This is a genomic window from Brucella ciceri (assembly GCF_041930145.1).
GTDB classification, from domain to species: domain Bacteria; phylum Pseudomonadota; class Alphaproteobacteria; order Rhizobiales; family Rhizobiaceae; genus Brucella; species Brucella intermedia.
Genome location: NZ_JBHEEV010000007.1, coordinates 161,549 through 177,974 on the forward strand (window position 1 = coordinate 161,549; position 16,426 = coordinate 177,974).

A 16,426-nucleotide genomic window follows, 5' to 3' on the forward strand; every position below is an offset into this window, starting at 1 on the left:
GTCAGTCCCGATATCTCAATCCATATCGGGATCATCGCCACAAGCACCCGTGAAATAGCATCTGGACCCAATCCTCGCCTTGTGGGCGGGCAGCGCGTTGACGTTCTCGCATATGTGGATCAGGGTTGCATAGGTACTATCGATCTCACTCCCTTCGATCATGACAATACCATTCCTGACAACCGGTTCAGCTCCGCCGTTCGAAATGAGAAGCACAATGATCCTGAGAGCGATGTTCGCCTGATGACAGGGGCCCAGGGCGCTCGCCAAGCGTGCCAGTTCGCTGCCGGGAGCAGGCTTCGCCTCACCTGCCGGCGCTTGATTCTGTTCCGCAAGTGCTGTCAATGCATCGAGAAAGGGGCCGTCCTCCCTCGAGATTTGCGAGGCCAGTGCCTCCAGCCCAGCCTTGTCACCCGCTTCGATGAGGTCGGCAATCCGGTCTTCCAATTGTTGCGCTGCCGCTCCGTCTCGATAAGAGGCGGCCGCCGCAGCCAGTAGCTGCGCGTCGATCGCGCGCGCCGGACTGGCAAGTACGGCGACAATAAGCGCGGGCAGCACGGCGGCGAGTTTCAATGTAATCCCCATTTGCCCTCCAGGAAAGCGGTCAACAAAAAAGCGGCGGATTGCTCCGCCGCCTTTTTATAACGCAAACTGCGCGAAAGATTATTCGCTTGCAGCTTCTTCAGCCGGGGCAGCAGCGGCTTCTGCGGCGGCCGCAGCAGCTTCAGCAGCCTTTGCAGCGGCTTCTTCTTCAGCCTGCTTGGCCATGGCCAGACGTTCCTGGGCCTTCTTGCCCGGCTCGCCCTTGGTCGGGTTGCTGCGGGCCGGACGCTTGGCAAGGCCAGCCTGGTCGAGGAAGCGCAGAACGCGGTCGGTCGGCTGTGCGCCCTGTGCAATCCAATGCTGGATGCGGTCGGCGTCGAGCTTCACGCGTTCAGCGTCCTTGGCCAGCATCGGGTTCCATGCGCCAACGGTTTCGATGAAGCGGCCGTCACGCGGGCTGCGGACGTCGGCAACGACGATGTGGTAGTAAGGACGCTTCTTGGAGCCAGCGCGGGCCAGACGAATCTTCAGAGACATTTTTTCTTTCCTTTAGACAATTGCTTCGCCCGGGGAATGGCCGTGGCAAAACGGGTTAAGCTATCGATATAGCTATTGTTTTCCGCCGTGATTGGCGGCGGCATGCTCATGATGCCGAATGACTTCCTTCACGATGAAGTTCAGGAATTTTTCGGCGAAATCGGGATCGAGATGGGCATCGACTGCCAGCGCGCGCAGACGCTCCACCTGACGCTTTTCGCGGGCGGGATCAGCCGGTGCGAGGCCGCGTTCGGCCTTGAGTACGCCAACGGCCTTTGTGCAGCGAAAACGTTCGGCCAGCATATGGATCAGCGCCGCATCGATATTGTCGATGGAGGCGCGCAGTGCCAGAAGTTCAGCCGGTGCAGTGTTCTGTTCGTCGCTCATGATTCTCACTTCTTCTTCGGCAGGCCCGGAAGACCGCCACCGAGACCGGGAAGCTTGGGTCCGCCCAGATCGGGCAGACCGCCCGGAAGACCGCCGCCGGGCAGGCCCGGCAGACCGCCGCCTTTCGTCAGGCCCGCTGCTTCCGCCTGCTTGGCAAGCGCCTCAAGCTGCTTGGGGTCCATCTTGGAGAGGTCAGGCATGCCCATTCCTCCACCCAGACCGCCCAGCCCCATCTTGTTGGCAAGGCCGCCCATCATCTGCTTCATCATTCCGCCCTTGCCCTTGCCCATGACTTTCATCATGTCGGCCATCTGGCGATGCATCTTGAGAAGCTTGTTGATGTCGGCGGCGCTGGTGCCGGAACCCTTGGCGATGCGCTGCTTGCGGCTGTGCTTGAGAATGTCGGGATTGGCGCGCTCGGCCTTGGTCATCGAGCCGATGATGGCGAGCTGGCGGTCGAACACCTTGTCGTCGAGACCGGCAGCGGCCACCTTGTCCTTCATCCCGCTCATGCCCGGCATCATGCCCATGATGCCGCCCATGCCGCCGAGCTTCTTCATCTGCTTGAGCTGTTCGGCAAGATCGTTGAGATCGAACTTGCCCGACTGCATCTTCTTGGCCATCGCCGCGGCTTTTTCCGCGTCGATGTTTTCGGCGGCTTTTTCGACCAGCGAAACAATGTCGCCCATGCCGAGAATGCGGTCGGCAATGCGCTTCGGATAGAACTCCTCGAGCGCATCCATCTTTTCGCCGGTGGCGATCAGCTTGATCGGCTTGCCGGTGATGGCGCGCATCGAAAGTGCCGCGCCGCCACGGCCATCGCCGTCCATGCGGGTGAGCACGATGCCGGTAATGCCGACGCGCTCATCGAAATTGCGCGCCAGATTGACGGCGTCCTGACCGGTCAGGCTATCGGCGACGAGCAGGATTTCATGCGGATTGGCGGCCTTGCGGATATCCGCCATTTCCACCATCAGCGGCTCGTCGATATGCGTGCGGCCTGCCGTATCGAGAATGACGACATCATGCGCGCCAAGCTTTGCAGCCTGAACGGCGCGCTTGGCGATTTCCACCGGCGACTGTCCGGCAATGATCGGCAGCGTGTCGACGCCGGTCTGTATGCCAAGCTGGCGAAGCTGTTCCTGCGCAGCCGGACGGCGCGTATCGAGCGAGGCCATCAGCACTTTCTTGCGCTGGCGCTCGGTCAGGCGCTTGGCGATCTTGCCCGTCGTCGTCGTCTTGCCCGAACCCTGCAAGCCCACCATCATGATCACGACCGGGGCCGGCGCATTCAGATCGATGGAGACGCCTTCGGTGCCAAGCATTTCGACAAGTTCGTCATGGACGATCTTGACGACCATCTGGCCGGGCTTGATGCTTTTCAGGATTTCCGCGCCGACAGCCTTCTCGCGAACGCGGTCGGTGAAGGAGCGAACCACTTCCAGCGAAACGTCGGCCTCGATCAGCGCGCGGCGCACTTCGCGCAGCGCCGCCGTCACGTCGGCTTCTGAAAGAGCGCCGCGTCCGGTAAGGCCGTTCAGGATGGAGCCAAGACGCTCCTGAAGTGATTCAAACATCGAATTTCCTTTTAATCCGAGAAGAGGCTTATGCTTCGTCAGGGATAAATCGTCCCGTGTGTCTGCCAGTTCAAGAAGCAACCAAAGCGGTACAGCACCCGAGGGCGCATCGCGCTGTCGGATGTGGACCTCCGGGATCGCTTTATACCATGATGGGTCCCGGTCGGTGGCTCGCGTTCTGAAGATCGCGGATAGATTGGAGCAGGCTTTAAGGCGATCAGCCCGCAATGTCAAGCAAAAGGCCCGAAACGGGCTGAAACCCGCACCGGAAGTATCCTCCAGCGCATTCTCCCGCTTGCCGCCCCCAAGAGGTAGCCTGAAGAGGCAGATCGTGGGACCTGCCGGCGGGCTGCATTTCTTCTGCGACCAAAGAAACACTTGCCGATCCGGTGCAAAAATGCTTGAAACCGCGCCGCTCGACCACTCTTCAGCTGCCATTCCGACATGACATTTGGTGTAAGGAATGGCAAGTTCGCGTTGAAGTCGAATCAATTCCAAAGGAGAAACGAATGGCGTTGGTTGCCAAGGGCCGGACTTGGACGGCAGCAGCAGTTCTTGCAATGGGCATGATGACGGGAACAGGCATTGCCGAGGCGGCCCAGTGCGGCAACAACGCCGCAGGCTATAATGCCTGGCTCCAGCAGACCCTGAAGGAAGCGCCGTCGCGCGGCGTTGGCAAGGCGGGCCTCAATGCGCTGGCCGGCACCAAATATGCGCAGGCCACCATCAATGCCGACCGCAATCAGAAGAGCTTCAAGCTCTCCTTTGAAGACTTCATGAAGAAGCGCGGCGCCGACACCATCATCAAGCGCGGCCGCGCGCAGAAGCAGCAGAACGCCGCTCTCTTCGCCGCAATCGAGAAGCGCTATGGCGTTCCGGCCGGCCCGCTGATCGCGATCTGGGGCATGGAAACCGGCTTCGGTTCCTATCTCGGCAAGCAGCACACCCTGTCGGCCGTCGCAACGCTGGCCTATGACTGCCGCCGTTCCGATTACTTCACCGGCCAGCTCTATGCCGCTCTCAAGCTCATCGATCAGGGCGACCTCAGCCCGCAGGCCGTTGGCGCGATGCATGGCGAAGTCGGCCAGACCCAGTTCATGCCCGCAAACGTCCTGAAATACGGCGTCAGCGGCTCGGGCGGCTCCCATTTCGACCTGCGCAACAAGGCGGACGCGCTCCATTCGACCGCGAACTTCCTCGTCGGCCACGGCTGGCAGCGCGGCGCAGGCTATCAGCCGGGCGAACCGAACTATGGCGCGATCCAGGGCTGGAATGCCGCACAGGTCTACCAGCGCGCCATCGCCGTCATGGGCAAGGCCATCGACGGCAACTAGAGCATGATTCCGAAAAGTCGGAACCCGGTTTTCGGATAAATTATGCTCTACAAAATTCGGAGCGGGACGAGGGCTCAGTTTACAAACACCCCGCTCTGAAGCCCAAATCCGCAATTTCGCTTTGAAATTGCCACAGAAAAGCCACACGCGACACAAAATAGCCCCAAGATTTGGGGCTATTTTTGCATGTTCTGGTGCGGTTTTTCGCGTTTTGGCAACGAAAAACACCGATTTTCGGTATTTCAGAAAAAACAAAACGGCCCCTCTCGATCAGAGAGGAACCGTTTCGGAAGGCATTTTCGGGGAGCCGGATCAGGCAGGGTCAGGACGTTTGAAATCGCCCGTCTGATGATCCATCACCCACAGCTCGCCGGTCGAAATATCGAACCATGCGCCATGCAGGGTGAGCTTACCCTTCTTCTCCAGAATATCGACGCAGGGGAATGTGCGCAGATTGTTGATGGAGTAGCGGATCGATATCCGTTCCAGCGCTGTCTGGCGTTCGCTCTGCGTCATGAGCTGGTTGCCGCTGACGGCTTCGGCGGCGGGGGCGATCAGGCTCATCCACTTGCCGATGAAGTCACCCGGCGAAAGCGGTGCGCTTTCGGTGTCGAGCGCCGCCTTGATGCCGCCGCAGCGGCCATGGCCCATGACGACAATGTTCTTCACCTTGAGGCTCTGCACCGCAAATTCCAGCGCTGCGGAAGCCGCATGATATTCGCCATCGGGTTCGTAGGGCGGGATGAGATTGGCAACATTGCGCAGGACGAAGATTTCGCCGGGTGCCGCGTTGAAGATGGTTTCGGGGGCCGCACGGGAATCACAACAAGCGATAACCAGCGTTTCCGGTGATTGTCCCTTGTCGGCCAGATGGCGATATCGTGCAGTTTCGTGGGCAAAATGCTCGCGCATGAAGGTTCGATAACCGGCGAGAAGTGTGTCTGGAAGATCAACCATATTTTTCCAATATCCCTATCGAAAACCGAGATCAATCGAAATGCATTGAACGGGCTGCGTCGAATTGGACGCATGTTTCCGTTCGCATTCACGCATGTTTCTCAAGCCCAAATCGCCATGCGGAGACCGAAATCGTCGCGTTCCACATGATCAGGATACGGACGCGCCTCGCCACGTGCATGGCGACGGGCCACGAGATACATGGCGCAGGCATCGAGAAAGTCATCCTCCTTCGCGCCGCGCGGAACGGGACTTTTTAAAAAATCCTCCGGCAGTCCGCAGCGCTGCAACAAGGCCCGGCGCTCCGCCAGCCCTTCCGGGTTTACGCGCCCCTTGATCTTCTTCGGCAGGGACATGGAATTCATGCCGTTCAGCGCGGCAAAAGCCAGTTCCGGATGCGATTCAATGATGCGCGCCGCCAATGCGGCATCGCTTCGCAACAGAGTGTCCAGCTCGCAGATCTTAGGGAAAAGCCCGAATGCCTGCCTTGAAACCTTGCGCGGCGGATCGGTCCGTTCGAGCGACAGGGAACAGCTTTCGCGGTAATCCCCGGCATAGACGGCGGCGCGCGGCGGAATGGAGAAAAGGCTCGACTGCCTTTCGCCAAGATGGGCGCGCGCTGCCCGTTCCGCCGAACGCACACCCCTTTCCGGCAGGCCGATCGGCATGTCCACGGCAATGATCGCCTCGCCGGGAAGCGAAGCCGTCAAGGCGGCAAAACTGCCGAACACTTCGGCCCGCAAACTCCCGCCCTCACCGGCCACCGCGATCCAGCCGCCGGGGCAACCGTCGACACCGGCAAGCACGGCTTGCGTCAAGCGCGGAACCCCTTGGTCGGATGCATCAGCCGCCGCGTCTGCACCATGGCCATCGGCGTGGCGAGGCTCGACGCATCGGCCTCCAGCATCAGTTCGTCCGCCCCGCGCTTTGCCGAGCGCGCCATGATCTCGAACACCGCCGCCGTGGTGCTTTGCAGCATTTTCTCCTCTGTCATGCCGGAAAGACGCCGCGCCAGAAACACGGCGGAGGTCAGATCGCCAAGCCCGTTGGTCGGGCCTTCCACGCGGCGATGTTCGGCCATCAGCGCCATGGTCGGCGTCAGCAGAATATTGCCGATGCTGCCGCTCATCAGCGGAAAGGCCGATGTGACCAGCATGGTTGCCGGACCAGCCTCCAGCGCGGCTTCCATCAGGGCTGTATTGTCTTCGAGCGGCACGCCGGTCAGCCAGGAAAGCTCGAATCGGTTGGGCGTTGCGATATCGGCGAGCGGCAGGAGCTTGTCGCGAATGCCGGTCGCCGTCGCCTCGGGCACGTAAAGCCCCTTCTCGTCGCCGATGACCGGGTCGCACAGATAGACCGCGTCGGGGTTTTTCGCCTTCACGGTCTTCACCAGTTCGGCGACGGCTGCCGCCTGTTCGGGATGGCCGAGATAGCCGGTCAGGATGGCGCCCACTTCGCCAAGCCACGGCGCGCGCTGAAGATCCTGCATCAGGCGCGAAAACTCTTCCGCCGGCGGCACGATGCGGCCCGCCGGAGCGCCTGGAACCCCGTGTCCCGGATGCCATGGCAGCACCACGGTCGGCACGGCCCAGACGGGAAAGCCCAGTGTTTCCAATGCGAAAACGGCGGCCCGATTGCCGACCGAACCGCGCACGACATGGCTTGAGATGACAATAACGGTTGTCGCATCCGAAGGCGCAGAAAGCGTCATTGGGTACCTAGCTTTGCATGAGATAGAAAATGAGCCAGACGATGATGGCCAGCGTGATGAGGAAGCCGAGCCCGCGTCCGACACGTGTGGCCCACAGTTCGACAGCGTCGTTTTCAGGAGCGTCGGCGGCTGAAAGATGCTGTGCCGTGCGGGTAAATCCACGCCGCACGATGCCTTCTGCGCCGGTCTGCTCGCGCTCAAGCCGGTCGAGAATGCGCCGGGCCTCTTCCTGGCGCTCACGTCCCGGCCCGCCGCCTTCCCCTATGCCCGCCTGCTGGCGCTCGCCCATGCTCTGCCTGCCCTTGGAGCGCATCCTGAAACGTGTGAAACGGCTTTCAGAACAGATGCGCGTTAAAACAAATGACCGGAGCGCCGATCCGATTCAGGAGATCGAAACGCGCTTCAGTTTGAATTGACGGGCACAGCATCACGCTCAAAAGGCCGTTCTGCAAGCAGAATATTGCGAGCTCAAGAGAGCTTTATGATAAGCTTTCCGAAATTGCCGCCTTCGAGCAGGGAAATGAAGGCTTTCGGCGCGTTCTCCAGACCTTTGACAATGTCTTCGCGGTAGCGCAGCTGGCCGTCGGCAATCCACTTCACCATGTCGTGATAGAAGGCTGGCCGCTGATCGGCGAAATCGCGCTGGATGAAGCCGCGAATGGTCAGGCTTTTCGACAGGATGTCCCGCATCACCAATGGCAGCCGGTCCGGCCCGTCGAAAGGCCCGCTCTGATTATACTGTGCGATCAACCCGCAGACCGGCACGCGCGCAAACTGGTTCAGCAGCGGAAACACCGCATCGAAGACCTTGCCGCCGACATTCTCGAAATAGACGTCGATGCCCTTCGGGCAGGCCTGCGCCAGTTCCTGCGCGAAATTCTGGCTGTGGTGGTCGATGGCTGCATCGAAGCCGAATTCATCGATCAGCGCCTTGCACTTGTCTGCCCCGCCCGCGATGCCCACGGCGCGCGCGCCCTTCATCCGGGCAATCTGCCCGACGGCAGACCCGACCGGGCCGGTCGCCGCCGCAACCGCCACGGTTTCGCCGGATTTCGGCTGGCCGATGGTCAGAAGGCCGGAATAGGCGGTAAAGCCCGGCATGCCGAGAACGCCGAGCGCCGTCGTCACCGGTGCCTGTTTCGGGTCGAGCTTGCGCAGGGTGGAAGCATCGGCCACCGCATAATCCTGCCAGCCCGAATGGGACAGCACGAAATCGCCCGGTGCAAAGCCCGCGCTCCTGCTTTCAACGACTTCGCCGACCGTGCCGCCCTCCATCACATCGCCGATGGCCACCGGCGCGGCATAGGATTTCGCCGCGCTCATGCGCCCGCGCATATAGGGATCGAGCGACAGATAGCGCAGGCGCAGCAGAACCTCGCCATCACCGGGAGCGGGGAGCGCCGCCTGCTCCAGCCGGAAATTTTCCGCGGTCGGGCGACCTTCGGGGCGGGACGCCAGCACGATACGGCGATTGATCTTTTGGCTCATGGACGGAACTCCTGATGATCGGCTTCGAGCGTTCCGATCTTATTGAAAGGGATCGGCGCTCCAAGCATTTGTTTTAAGCCGGGATCGAAAAAACTGACCGCCCGCAGCCGAACCAAGCTATACATCGGTTGTGAACGCCTGGCTTGGAAAGCTGTTCCAAATCGCATTCCGAAAAGTGCGAAGCGGTTTACGGAATGCGCGCTCCGAAGCCTGGGATTTTGCGCCACGCATCGCCCTTTTGCAGCAACCCTTGGATGACAGCATGAATCAGGACAAGCTTTTTCTCTTGAAACCGGGTTTTGAAGATCCGGCCTATCCCGGCCAGAAATTTTATTGCTGGCACTGCGCGCTCATCGAGGGCGTGCTGGCTTCGTTTCCAGCATTGGGAAGCGATCTGGACATCGAGCGCGTGGAATGGCAGCGCCCGCGCAAGGCCGTAATCGCGCTGGCTGGCGAGGACAACCAGAGCCTGCCTTTGCTGATTGTGAAGGATGGCGACCGCTCCGCATTCGAGACCGGCGTGCATGAAGGACGTTCGCTGATTGCCGACCCGCACAAGATATTGGCCGCCCTAACGGAACGGCACGGATTTCCACCCCTGCATCCCTGAAAGCCAGCCTCACAGTCATCCCCCGACCCTTGACAGGCTCAGGATGACGTTGGGCATTGGCGGTGGGGGGCCCTCACCTCGTCCTTCGAGACGGCGCTTTGCGCCTCCTCAGGATGAGGTGACAGACGCCATGCCGCCTGCTTCGTTGTCGATGATGACCAACTCTGCGCCCTTATTGATGCCCGGATACAAACAAAAACCCCGCCACAAGGGCGGGGTTTCGCTTGGGGGCAGTAAAGATTGCCAACCACCTCATCCTGAGGAGGCGCAAAGCGCCGTCTCGAAGGACGAGGTGTTTAGCGCAATGCTTACTTCATCGTCGGGATGACGAATTCCGCACCGTCCTTCACGCCTAGCCGCGCGCCCGCAGCCAAGGCGAGGACGCGCAAGCAAAGAAGCGTCTGGTGTTACTTCATCGTCGGGATGACGAATTCCGCACCGTCCTTAACACCAGACGGCCAGCGCGAGGTGACAGTCTTGGTCTTGGTGTAGAAGCGGAACGCATCCGGGCCGTGCTGGTTGAGATCGCCGAAGCCGGAAGCTTTCCAGCCGCCGAAGGTGTAATAGGCGATCGGAACCGGGATCGGCACGTTGATGCCGACCATGCCGACCTGCACGCGGCTGGCGAAATCGCGGGCCGCATCACCATCACGGGTGAAGATCGCAACGCCGTTGCCATATTCATGGTCGTTCGGCAGGGCCAGCGCTTCCTCGTAATTCTTGGCACGCACGACCGAGAGAACCGGGCCGAAGATTTCTTCCTTGTAGATGCGCATGTCCGGCGTCACATGATCGAACAGGCAGCCACCCATGTAGAAGCCATCTTCATAGCCCTGCATCTTGAAGTTACGGCCATCGACGACCAGCTTCGCGCCTTCCTCGACACCGAGATCGACATAGCCGCGCACGCGGTCGAGCGCTGCCTTGGTGACCAGCGGGCCGTAATCGGCGGAATTGTCGGTGGAGGTGCCGATCTTCAGCGATTCAACGCGCGGGATGAGCTTTTCCATCAGGCGGTTGGCGGTGTCTTCACCGACCGGCACCGCGACCGAGATCGCCATGCAGCGTTCGCCAGCCGAACCATAGCCTGCGCCGATCAGCGCATCGACGGTCTGGTCCATGTCGGCATCCGGCATGATGAGAAGATGGTTCTTCGCACCGCCGAAGCACTGCACGCGCTTGCCGTTCGAGCAGCCGCGACCATAGATATATTGCGCGATCGGCGTCGAGCCGACAAAGCCGATGGCCTGCACATCCGGATCATCGAGCAGCGCATCGACCGATTCCTTGTCGCCGTTGACGACGTTGAAGATGCCTGCCGGAAGACCGGCTTCCATGAACAGTTCGGCAAGGCGCATCGGCACGCCCGGATCGCGTTCGGACGGCTTCAGCACGAAGGCATTGCCGCAGGCAATCGCCGGACCGGCCTTCCACAGCGGGATCATGGCCGGGAAGTTGAACGGCGTGATGCCTGCAACGACGCCGAGCGGCTGGCGCATGGAATAGGTGTCGATGCCGGTACCGGCATTGTCGGTGAACTCGCCTTTCAGCATATGCGCCGCGCCGAGGCAGACTTCCACCACTTCGAGGCCGCGCTGGATATCGCCCTTGGCGTCGGCAACGGTCTTGCCGTGTTCGCGCGCCAGCAGTTCGGCAAGGCTGTCATATTCGGCTTCGACCAGTTCGATGAACTTGCGCAGGATGCGGACCCGGCGCTGCGGGTTGGTCGCAGCCCAAGCGGGCTGCGCGGCCTTGGCGTTTTCGACAGCGGCGCGCACTTCGTCCTTGGTGGCCAGCGCCACCTTGGCCTGCACCGAGCCGTCGAGCGGCTGGAAGACGTCCGCCGTGCGGCCGCTCTTGCCTGCCACATGCTTGCCGCCGATGAAATGTCCGATATTGCGCATCGAAGAACCTCCCTGATGATCGCTTTGGAGGGCGCAGGCGCCCCCATCGTTGCCCTCATCTTGACTCTGCAAATTCGTGATTGCAAGGCGCTGAAAAGCGTATCTGTTGTGCAAATTTTATAGTAACAAAGACGCATCCTCATGCAGGGAACATCATGAACTGGGACGATATCCGCATTTTTCTCGCCGTTGCCCGCTCGGGCCAGATTCTGGGCGCGGCCAGGAGGCTCGGCCTCAACCACACCACCGTCGCGCGGCGGCTCACCGCGCTTGAAACAGCGCTTTCCACCACGCTTTTGACGCGCCGCACCAACGGTTCGACGCTGACGCAGGCGGGCGAGGAGTTTCTGCTGGCGGCTGAACGCATGGAAGCCGAAATGCTCGCCGCCCGCTCGCAGGTCGGCAATGCCGATATTGCCGTGTCGGGCACGGTGCGCATCGGCGCGCCGGATGGTTTCGGCGTCAATTTCCTGGCGCCCCGGCTGGCGCGGCTGACGCAGAAATACCCGGACCTGACCATCCAGCTTGTGCCGGTGCCGCGCTCCTTTTCGCTGTCGCGTCGCGAGGCCGATATCGCCATCACCGTCGAACGCCCGGAGCAAGGCAGGCTGATTGCCCGCAGGCTCGTCGATTATACGCTGGGTCTCTATGCGCATCGCCGCTATCTGGAAGAAAACGGCACGCCGGAAAGCCCGGAAGACCTCGCCCGGCACCGGCTCATCGGCTATGTGGAGGATCTCGTCATCAATCCGTCGCTCGCCTATGCGCCGGAAATCAGCCGCGACTGGAAACCGGCCTTTGAAGTGTCGAGCGCTCTGGGACAGGTCGAGGCCGTGCGGGCCGGTGCGGGCATCGGCATTCTTCACGCCTTCATCGCACGCGCCGATCCCGACCTTGTGCCCGTGCTGCCGGACCGGGTGATCCGCCGCGCCTACTGGCTCGCCTATCACGAATCCGCCCGCACATTGCGGCGCGTGACGGCGGTTTCGGCGCTCATTTCCGAACTGGTGGAAAGCGAGAAATCGCTGTTCAGTTGAGCATGACCCCGAAAAGCGTGAAGCGGCTTTCGGGTCAGATCATGCTGAATCAATCGAGCCGCATATAGGCGATCATCACGCCGACAATCATCGCAGCCGGAACGAACAGGGCGTCGAGGCCGATGTAATAATGTCCAAGCCCGCCGCCGACAGCGCCCAGCATCAGGGAAAGCCATACGGCCACATGCTGGAGCCAGCGCCATTTCGGCGTTTCCCCGCGCAGCGAACAGGCGAGATCTGCGGCAGCGTTGAAGAGCGTGCCGGTCACATAGGTCACGCCGAGACGTGCGGCACCAATCGGCTGCACCGCCGCGTTCTGCGCGCCCATGGCTGCGGCAAGCAGCAGCACCGGCTGGACAAGCAGCGCGCCCTCGCGTCGCAGCACACCGACCAGCAGCAATATAACCACCACGCTTGCCATCACATAGAGACTGCCGCGACGCCCGCACGCCCGCACCGTCAGCGTGCCGAAAAAGGCTCCGGCAAAGAACAACACGATCAGGATGGCCGGAAACCAGACCAGCACGGTGCCCTGCACGCCCGGCTGTCCCGCCAGCCCGACGCCAAGCTGGGTCGTGTTGCCGCTCATGAAGGATGCGAAGAACCCGCCAAGCTGCAGGAAGGCAATCGCATCGACGAAACCAGCCGATGCGGTGAGAACCAGCCCGAGCGACAGTTTGGAATTCGGTGTCATCTGATAGAACTTCGCAATGAAGAAACCCGGCTTGCGGGAAGCCGGGCCTGTTCAGAAAAATATTTGCAGATCAGGCGCGTTTGACGATGCGCAGGATGATAAGCAGGATGGCCGCGCCGATAAAGGCATTGACGATTGCGGCGATGATCCCTCCGCCGATGGAAAACCCAAGGCGCGGCAGCAACCAGCCCGCAAAGAAAGCGCCGATCACGCCGACGATAATATTGCCGATCAGGCCGAAACCGCCGCCTTGCACGACCTTGCCAGCCAGCCAGCCGGCGATGAGACCCACAAAAAGAAATACGAGAAGACTTCCAACATCCATGCGTTTTTCTCCCTCTCAGAACGCGCCGTCCGGCGCGCCTGACGCGAGTTGACTATATGTTGGCGGAAGGCACAAGGGGGGCGCGAACACCTCCCCCGTTAAATCAGTCCACGAGATGCCGGAAAGCAGCCACCACATCCTCGTAAACCTTGCGCTTGAAGGGAACGATCAGGCCCGGCAACTCGGCCATCGGCTTCCATTCCCAGCGGTCGAACTCGGCGGTATGGCCGCCCGGCGGCGGGTTGATGGCGATTTCGCTCTCGTCGCCCTCGAAACGATAGGCAAACCACTTCTGCGTCTGCCCGCGATACTTGCCCTTGAGCGCGATGCCGACCAGATGCGGCGGCAGATCGTAATTGATCCAGTCCGAAGCTTCATCGAGCAGCGAGACCGACTTCATGCCGGTTTCCTCATAAAGCTCGCGCACCGCGGCTTCGACCGGGTCTTCGCCCTTGTCGATGCCGCCCTGCGGCATCTGCCAGAGCTGCGTCGCGCCATCCATCTCGTCGCCCGGAATGACGATACGACGGCCAGCCCAGACCAGACCGGACTTGTTCAGCACCATCAGCCCGACACAGGGGCGGTAAGGCAGGCTTTCAGGATCGACCGGATGACGGGCTGAAGCTTTATGCTTCGACATGACATTCTCCATGATATGCAGACTCAGAGCATTTCCAGCTTAAATTGAACCATTGGAAATGCTCTATCTTTTTGTTTTGCGCATTATCCGACGCAAGACCGCTTCGCACTTTTGCTGAAAGTGCTTTACTGCCGTTCGGGATCGCGGACCAGCGCCGAAACCGGCACGATTTCAATGCCGCGCTTCTTGACCTCATTGGCCCATGCGGCAACCGCATCGACGGTGACGGCAAAGGCCGAACCGGTGCCGATGGCGCTGCCATTGGCCCGCGCTATCCGTTCCAGCTCATCAAGACGGTCGAGGATCGCGCCGCGCTCCTGCGCCGCATCGATCAGCACATCCGCCGCCGCGAAAGGCACGGCATCGCTGGAAGCAATCCGGTCGGCCTCGCTGCGCGCCGAGGTGCCGTCATCCAGATAATAGAGGCCGCGCCTGCCGATCTCGCCCAGCACCGGCGAGAAAACTTCCGTCTCGGATGTGAAACGCGCGCCCATATAGTTCATCACTCCGGCATAGTTGGTCATGCGCGACAGCGCCCACAGCAAGGAAGCCTCATTCTTCTTCGCCCCGTCACCGACCGTCAGCGTATTGCGACCGGGATTGACGCGCGGATAATCGAACGGCTCCATCGGCAATTGCAGCACAAGTTCATGACCGTTTTGCCGTGCTGCCTGCATCCAGCGCTGCAAACTGTTGCCCTGCGGCGCAAAACCGAGCGTGACTTCCTGCGGCAGCTTGTCGATTGCTTCCATGCTGCCGGTCTGGGAAAGCCCGAGACCGCCAATCACAAGCGCAATCCGCGCGCCGCGCGCGCCGGACCAGCCGACCGCATAGGCATCCATCGGGCGCAGGCCGTCCGCACTGCGCACCGGAAGCGGCCCGGTCGGGCTCTGCTCGACCAGCGCCGGTTCCGGCAGATGCGCGACGCGCTGATCCTGTCCGGACTGATGCGTGTTCTGCACCACGACCACATTGCCATCCGCCGTACCCGCAGCAACATTTGGCATGCCGGTTGGCATGTCCGGCGTGACCTTGATGATGGCCGGTCCCGGCTGTCCGCCTACCCCGCGCAGCGCGCTGCCGGGCGGCGGCGTGTTGCCGGTCGCGGGTTTCATGACGGGCTTGACGACGGGGGCTTCGGGTTGCGCCGGTTCCACGGCGGCGGTTTCCGTCTTGCGGAAACCTGCCTGATTGGTCTGCCAGATGGCGAACACCGCGCCCCCGGCAAGGCAAAGCCCGGCCACCAAGGCCAAGGCTTTCATGGAAGAACGAAAAGCGCGGGAGCGTAAGCCCCCGCGCTTTTGCGGTTTCTTGTCCAGTCCTAACGGGCTGTTCAGATCCAGCATGGAGCGATCAGTTCAACACGCCCTTCTTCGGGTCCGGCGGGAAGGCGGCATTGGCAACCTCGCCACGCAGGAGCTTAATGGCTTCGTTGAGCTGGATGTCGTCTTTCGGATCGGCCGGGACATAAGCCGACGAACCGGAGCCGTTATCATCCTCGGCATTGCCCTTGATGTGGCCCTTGAGTTCGGATTCGCCGCGAACGACGTCCTCACCCTTCAGTTCCGGCGGCAAAGGCTGGTCCACCTTGATGTCAGGCGTGATGCCCTTGCCCTGGATCGACTTGCCCGACGGCGTGTAATAAAGCGCCGTCGTCAGACGCAGCGAGCCGTTTTCACCCAGCGGGATGATCGTCTGCACCGAACCCTTGCCGAAGGACTGCGTGCCGAGCACGGTGGCCCGGCGATGATCCTGCAGGGCACCGGCAACGATTTCCGAAGCGCTGGCCGAACCGCCATTGATCAGGACGATAACCGGCTTGCCGTCGGTCAGGTCGCCCTTGCGCGCATCGAAACGGGTCACGTCCTGCGGATCGCGGCCACGGGTCGAGACGACCTCGCCCTTGTCGAGGAAGGCATCGGAGACAGCGACCGCCTGGTCGAGCAGGCCACCCGGATTGAGGCGCAGGTCCAGCACGAAGCCCTTGAGCTTGTCGCCCGGAATCTTGTCCTGAATATCCTTGATCGCCTTTTTCAGGTCGTCGGACGTCTGTTCGGTAAACGAGATGACGCGCAGATAACCGACATCGTTCTCGACGCGATAGCGAACGGCCTTCACCTTGATGACGGCGCGGGCGATCTTCAGCGTGATCGGCTTGTCGGCGCCTTCGCGCTGGATCGTCAGTTCGATCTGCGACCCCACTTCACCGCGCATCTTGTCCACGGCGTCGTTCAGCGAAAGCCCGCGAACTTCCTGCCCGTCGATCTTGGTGATGAGATCGCCTGCCAGCACACCGGCCTTGGAAGCGGGCGTATCGTCGATCGGCGCGATGACCTTGACGAGATCGTTGTCCATCGTCACTTCGATGCCGAGACCGCCGAACTCACCCTTGGTCTGCGCACGCATGTCCTGCGCGGCTTCCGGGTTGAGATAGGACGAATGGGGATCGAGCGAGGTCAACATGCCGTTGATCGCGCTTTCGGTCAGCTTCTTGTCGTCGGGCGGCGTCACATATTGTGCGCGCACACGCTCGAAAATATCGCCGAAAAGGGCCAGTTCCTTGTAGACATCGCTATCTTTCCCTGCCGCAAAAGCAGTGGAAGCCGGCGCGCCCTGGACCATCACCATGGCTGACGCCCCCAGAAGGGCCCCGGCGAACAGCAGCGACAGTTTACGCATCAT

General features: G+C 61.3%; 18 protein-coding genes. 3 read left to right on the forward strand and 15 right to left on the reverse strand.

From position 1 onward, the window contains the following. Nucleotides 1-15: 15 nt before the first annotated feature. The 4 genes from JNC63_RS15780 to ffh all read right to left on the reverse strand — a co-directional run bounded on the left by JNC63_RS15780 (nucleotide 16) and on the right by ffh (nucleotide 3,044). Nucleotides 16-585, reverse strand: coding sequence for a hypothetical protein (locus tag JNC63_RS15780; RefSeq protein ID WP_063620182.1), 570 nt, complete (start codon nucleotides 583-585; stop codon nucleotides 16-18). A gap of 78 nt (nucleotides 586-663) precedes the next feature. Then, nucleotides 664-1,080 carry a 30S ribosomal protein S16 gene (rpsP, locus tag JNC63_RS15785; protein WP_021588087.1) on the reverse strand — a complete coding sequence of 139 codons (417 nt, stop codon included), beginning with the start codon at nucleotides 1,078-1,080 and terminating at the stop codon, nucleotides 664-666. 72 nt (nucleotides 1,081-1,152) lie between these two features. Then, the gene (locus JNC63_RS15790) at nucleotides 1,153-1,467 is read right to left on the reverse strand and encodes a chorismate mutase (RefSeq protein ID WP_006471242.1); all 315 of its coding nucleotides are present in this window, start codon (nucleotides 1,465-1,467) and stop codon (nucleotides 1,153-1,155) included. A 5-nt stretch (nucleotides 1,468-1,472) separates the two neighbouring features. Beyond that, nucleotides 1,473-3,044, reverse strand: a complete 1,572-nt coding sequence (ffh, locus tag JNC63_RS15795) for a signal recognition particle protein (protein ID WP_063620183.1) — start codon at nucleotides 3,042-3,044, stop codon at nucleotides 1,473-1,475. Between the two features lie 509 nt (nucleotides 3,045-3,553). Here ffh and JNC63_RS15800 point away from each other — a divergent pair. Further along, the gene (locus JNC63_RS15800) at nucleotides 3,554-4,378 is read left to right on the forward strand and encodes a lytic murein transglycosylase (RefSeq protein WP_006467843.1); all 825 of its coding nucleotides are present in this window, start codon (nucleotides 3,554-3,556) and stop codon (nucleotides 4,376-4,378) included. A gap of 312 nt (nucleotides 4,379-4,690) precedes the next feature. Here the strand turns inward: JNC63_RS15800 and JNC63_RS15805 are convergent, their stop codons facing one another. The 5 genes from JNC63_RS15805 to curA form a co-directional block, all read right to left on the reverse strand. Then, entirely contained in the window at nucleotides 4,691-5,335 is a 645-nt protein-coding gene (locus JNC63_RS15805) for a carbonic anhydrase (RefSeq protein WP_025090908.1), read from the reverse strand. 101 nt (nucleotides 5,336-5,436) lie between these two features. Continuing rightward, nucleotides 5,437-6,153 (reverse strand): DUF429 domain-containing protein, encoded by a 717-nt coding sequence (locus JNC63_RS15810; protein ID WP_063620184.1) that lies wholly within the window; start codon nucleotides 6,151-6,153, stop codon nucleotides 5,437-5,439. After that, complete coding sequence (gene pdxY, locus JNC63_RS15815) at nucleotides 6,150-7,046, reverse strand: pyridoxal kinase PdxY (RefSeq protein ID WP_006467846.1); 897 nt, start codon at nucleotides 7,044-7,046, stop codon at nucleotides 6,150-6,152. The genes JNC63_RS15810 and pdxY overlap by 4 nt, the downstream gene beginning before the upstream one ends. A gap of 7 nt (nucleotides 7,047-7,053) precedes the next feature. After that, nucleotides 7,054-7,335 (reverse strand): hypothetical protein, encoded by a 282-nt coding sequence (locus JNC63_RS15820; RefSeq protein ID WP_025090911.1) that lies wholly within the window; start codon nucleotides 7,333-7,335, stop codon nucleotides 7,054-7,056. Nucleotides 7,336-7,514: 179 nt separating this feature from the next. Continuing rightward, nucleotides 7,515-8,534: an NADPH-dependent curcumin/dihydrocurcumin reductase gene (gene curA / locus JNC63_RS15825; RefSeq protein WP_063620185.1), complete on the reverse strand. Its 1,020-nt coding sequence runs from the start codon at nucleotides 8,532-8,534 to the stop codon at nucleotides 7,515-7,517. Between the two features lie 262 nt (nucleotides 8,535-8,796). Here curA and JNC63_RS15830 point away from each other — a divergent pair, with 262 nt between their 5' ends. Then, nucleotides 8,797-9,144, forward strand: a complete 348-nt coding sequence (locus tag JNC63_RS15830; protein ID WP_063620202.1) for a DUF3088 domain-containing protein — start codon at nucleotides 8,797-8,799, stop codon at nucleotides 9,142-9,144. Nucleotides 9,145-9,551: 407 nt separating this feature from the next. Here the strand turns inward: JNC63_RS15830 and JNC63_RS15835 are convergent, their stop codons facing one another. After that, nucleotides 9,552-11,048 carry a CoA-acylating methylmalonate-semialdehyde dehydrogenase gene (locus tag JNC63_RS15835; protein ID WP_063620186.1) on the reverse strand — a complete coding sequence of 499 codons (1,497 nt, stop codon included), beginning with the start codon at nucleotides 11,046-11,048 and terminating at the stop codon, nucleotides 9,552-9,554. Between the two features lie 155 nt (nucleotides 11,049-11,203). Here JNC63_RS15835 and JNC63_RS15840 point away from each other — a divergent pair, with 155 nt between their 5' ends. Further along, nucleotides 11,204-12,085, forward strand: coding sequence for a LysR family transcriptional regulator (locus JNC63_RS15840; protein WP_036593175.1), 882 nt, complete (start codon nucleotides 11,204-11,206; stop codon nucleotides 12,083-12,085). 49 nt (nucleotides 12,086-12,134) lie between these two features. Here JNC63_RS15840 and JNC63_RS15845 read toward each other — a convergent pair whose 3' ends face one another. From JNC63_RS15845 to JNC63_RS15865, 5 genes are all read right to left on the reverse strand, one after another. After that, nucleotides 12,135-12,779, reverse strand: coding sequence for a YoaK family protein (locus JNC63_RS15845; protein WP_063620187.1), 645 nt, complete (start codon nucleotides 12,777-12,779; stop codon nucleotides 12,135-12,137). A gap of 70 nt (nucleotides 12,780-12,849) precedes the next feature. Continuing rightward, nucleotides 12,850-13,104, reverse strand: coding sequence for a GlsB/YeaQ/YmgE family stress response membrane protein (locus tag JNC63_RS15850; protein ID WP_006467855.1), 255 nt, complete (start codon nucleotides 13,102-13,104; stop codon nucleotides 12,850-12,852). Between the two features lie 103 nt (nucleotides 13,105-13,207). Further along, nucleotides 13,208-13,744 carry an RNA pyrophosphohydrolase gene (locus tag JNC63_RS15855; RefSeq protein ID WP_063620203.1) on the reverse strand — a complete coding sequence of 179 codons (537 nt, stop codon included), beginning with the start codon at nucleotides 13,742-13,744 and terminating at the stop codon, nucleotides 13,208-13,210. A gap of 125 nt (nucleotides 13,745-13,869) precedes the next feature. Then, nucleotides 13,870-15,090, reverse strand: a complete 1,221-nt coding sequence (locus JNC63_RS15860) for a divergent polysaccharide deacetylase family protein (RefSeq protein WP_063882987.1) — start codon at nucleotides 15,088-15,090, stop codon at nucleotides 13,870-13,872. Nucleotides 15,091-15,097: 7 nt separating this feature from the next. Beyond that, nucleotides 15,098-16,426, reverse strand: coding sequence for a S41 family peptidase (locus JNC63_RS15865; protein WP_031347304.1), 1,329 nt, complete (start codon nucleotides 16,424-16,426; stop codon nucleotides 15,098-15,100).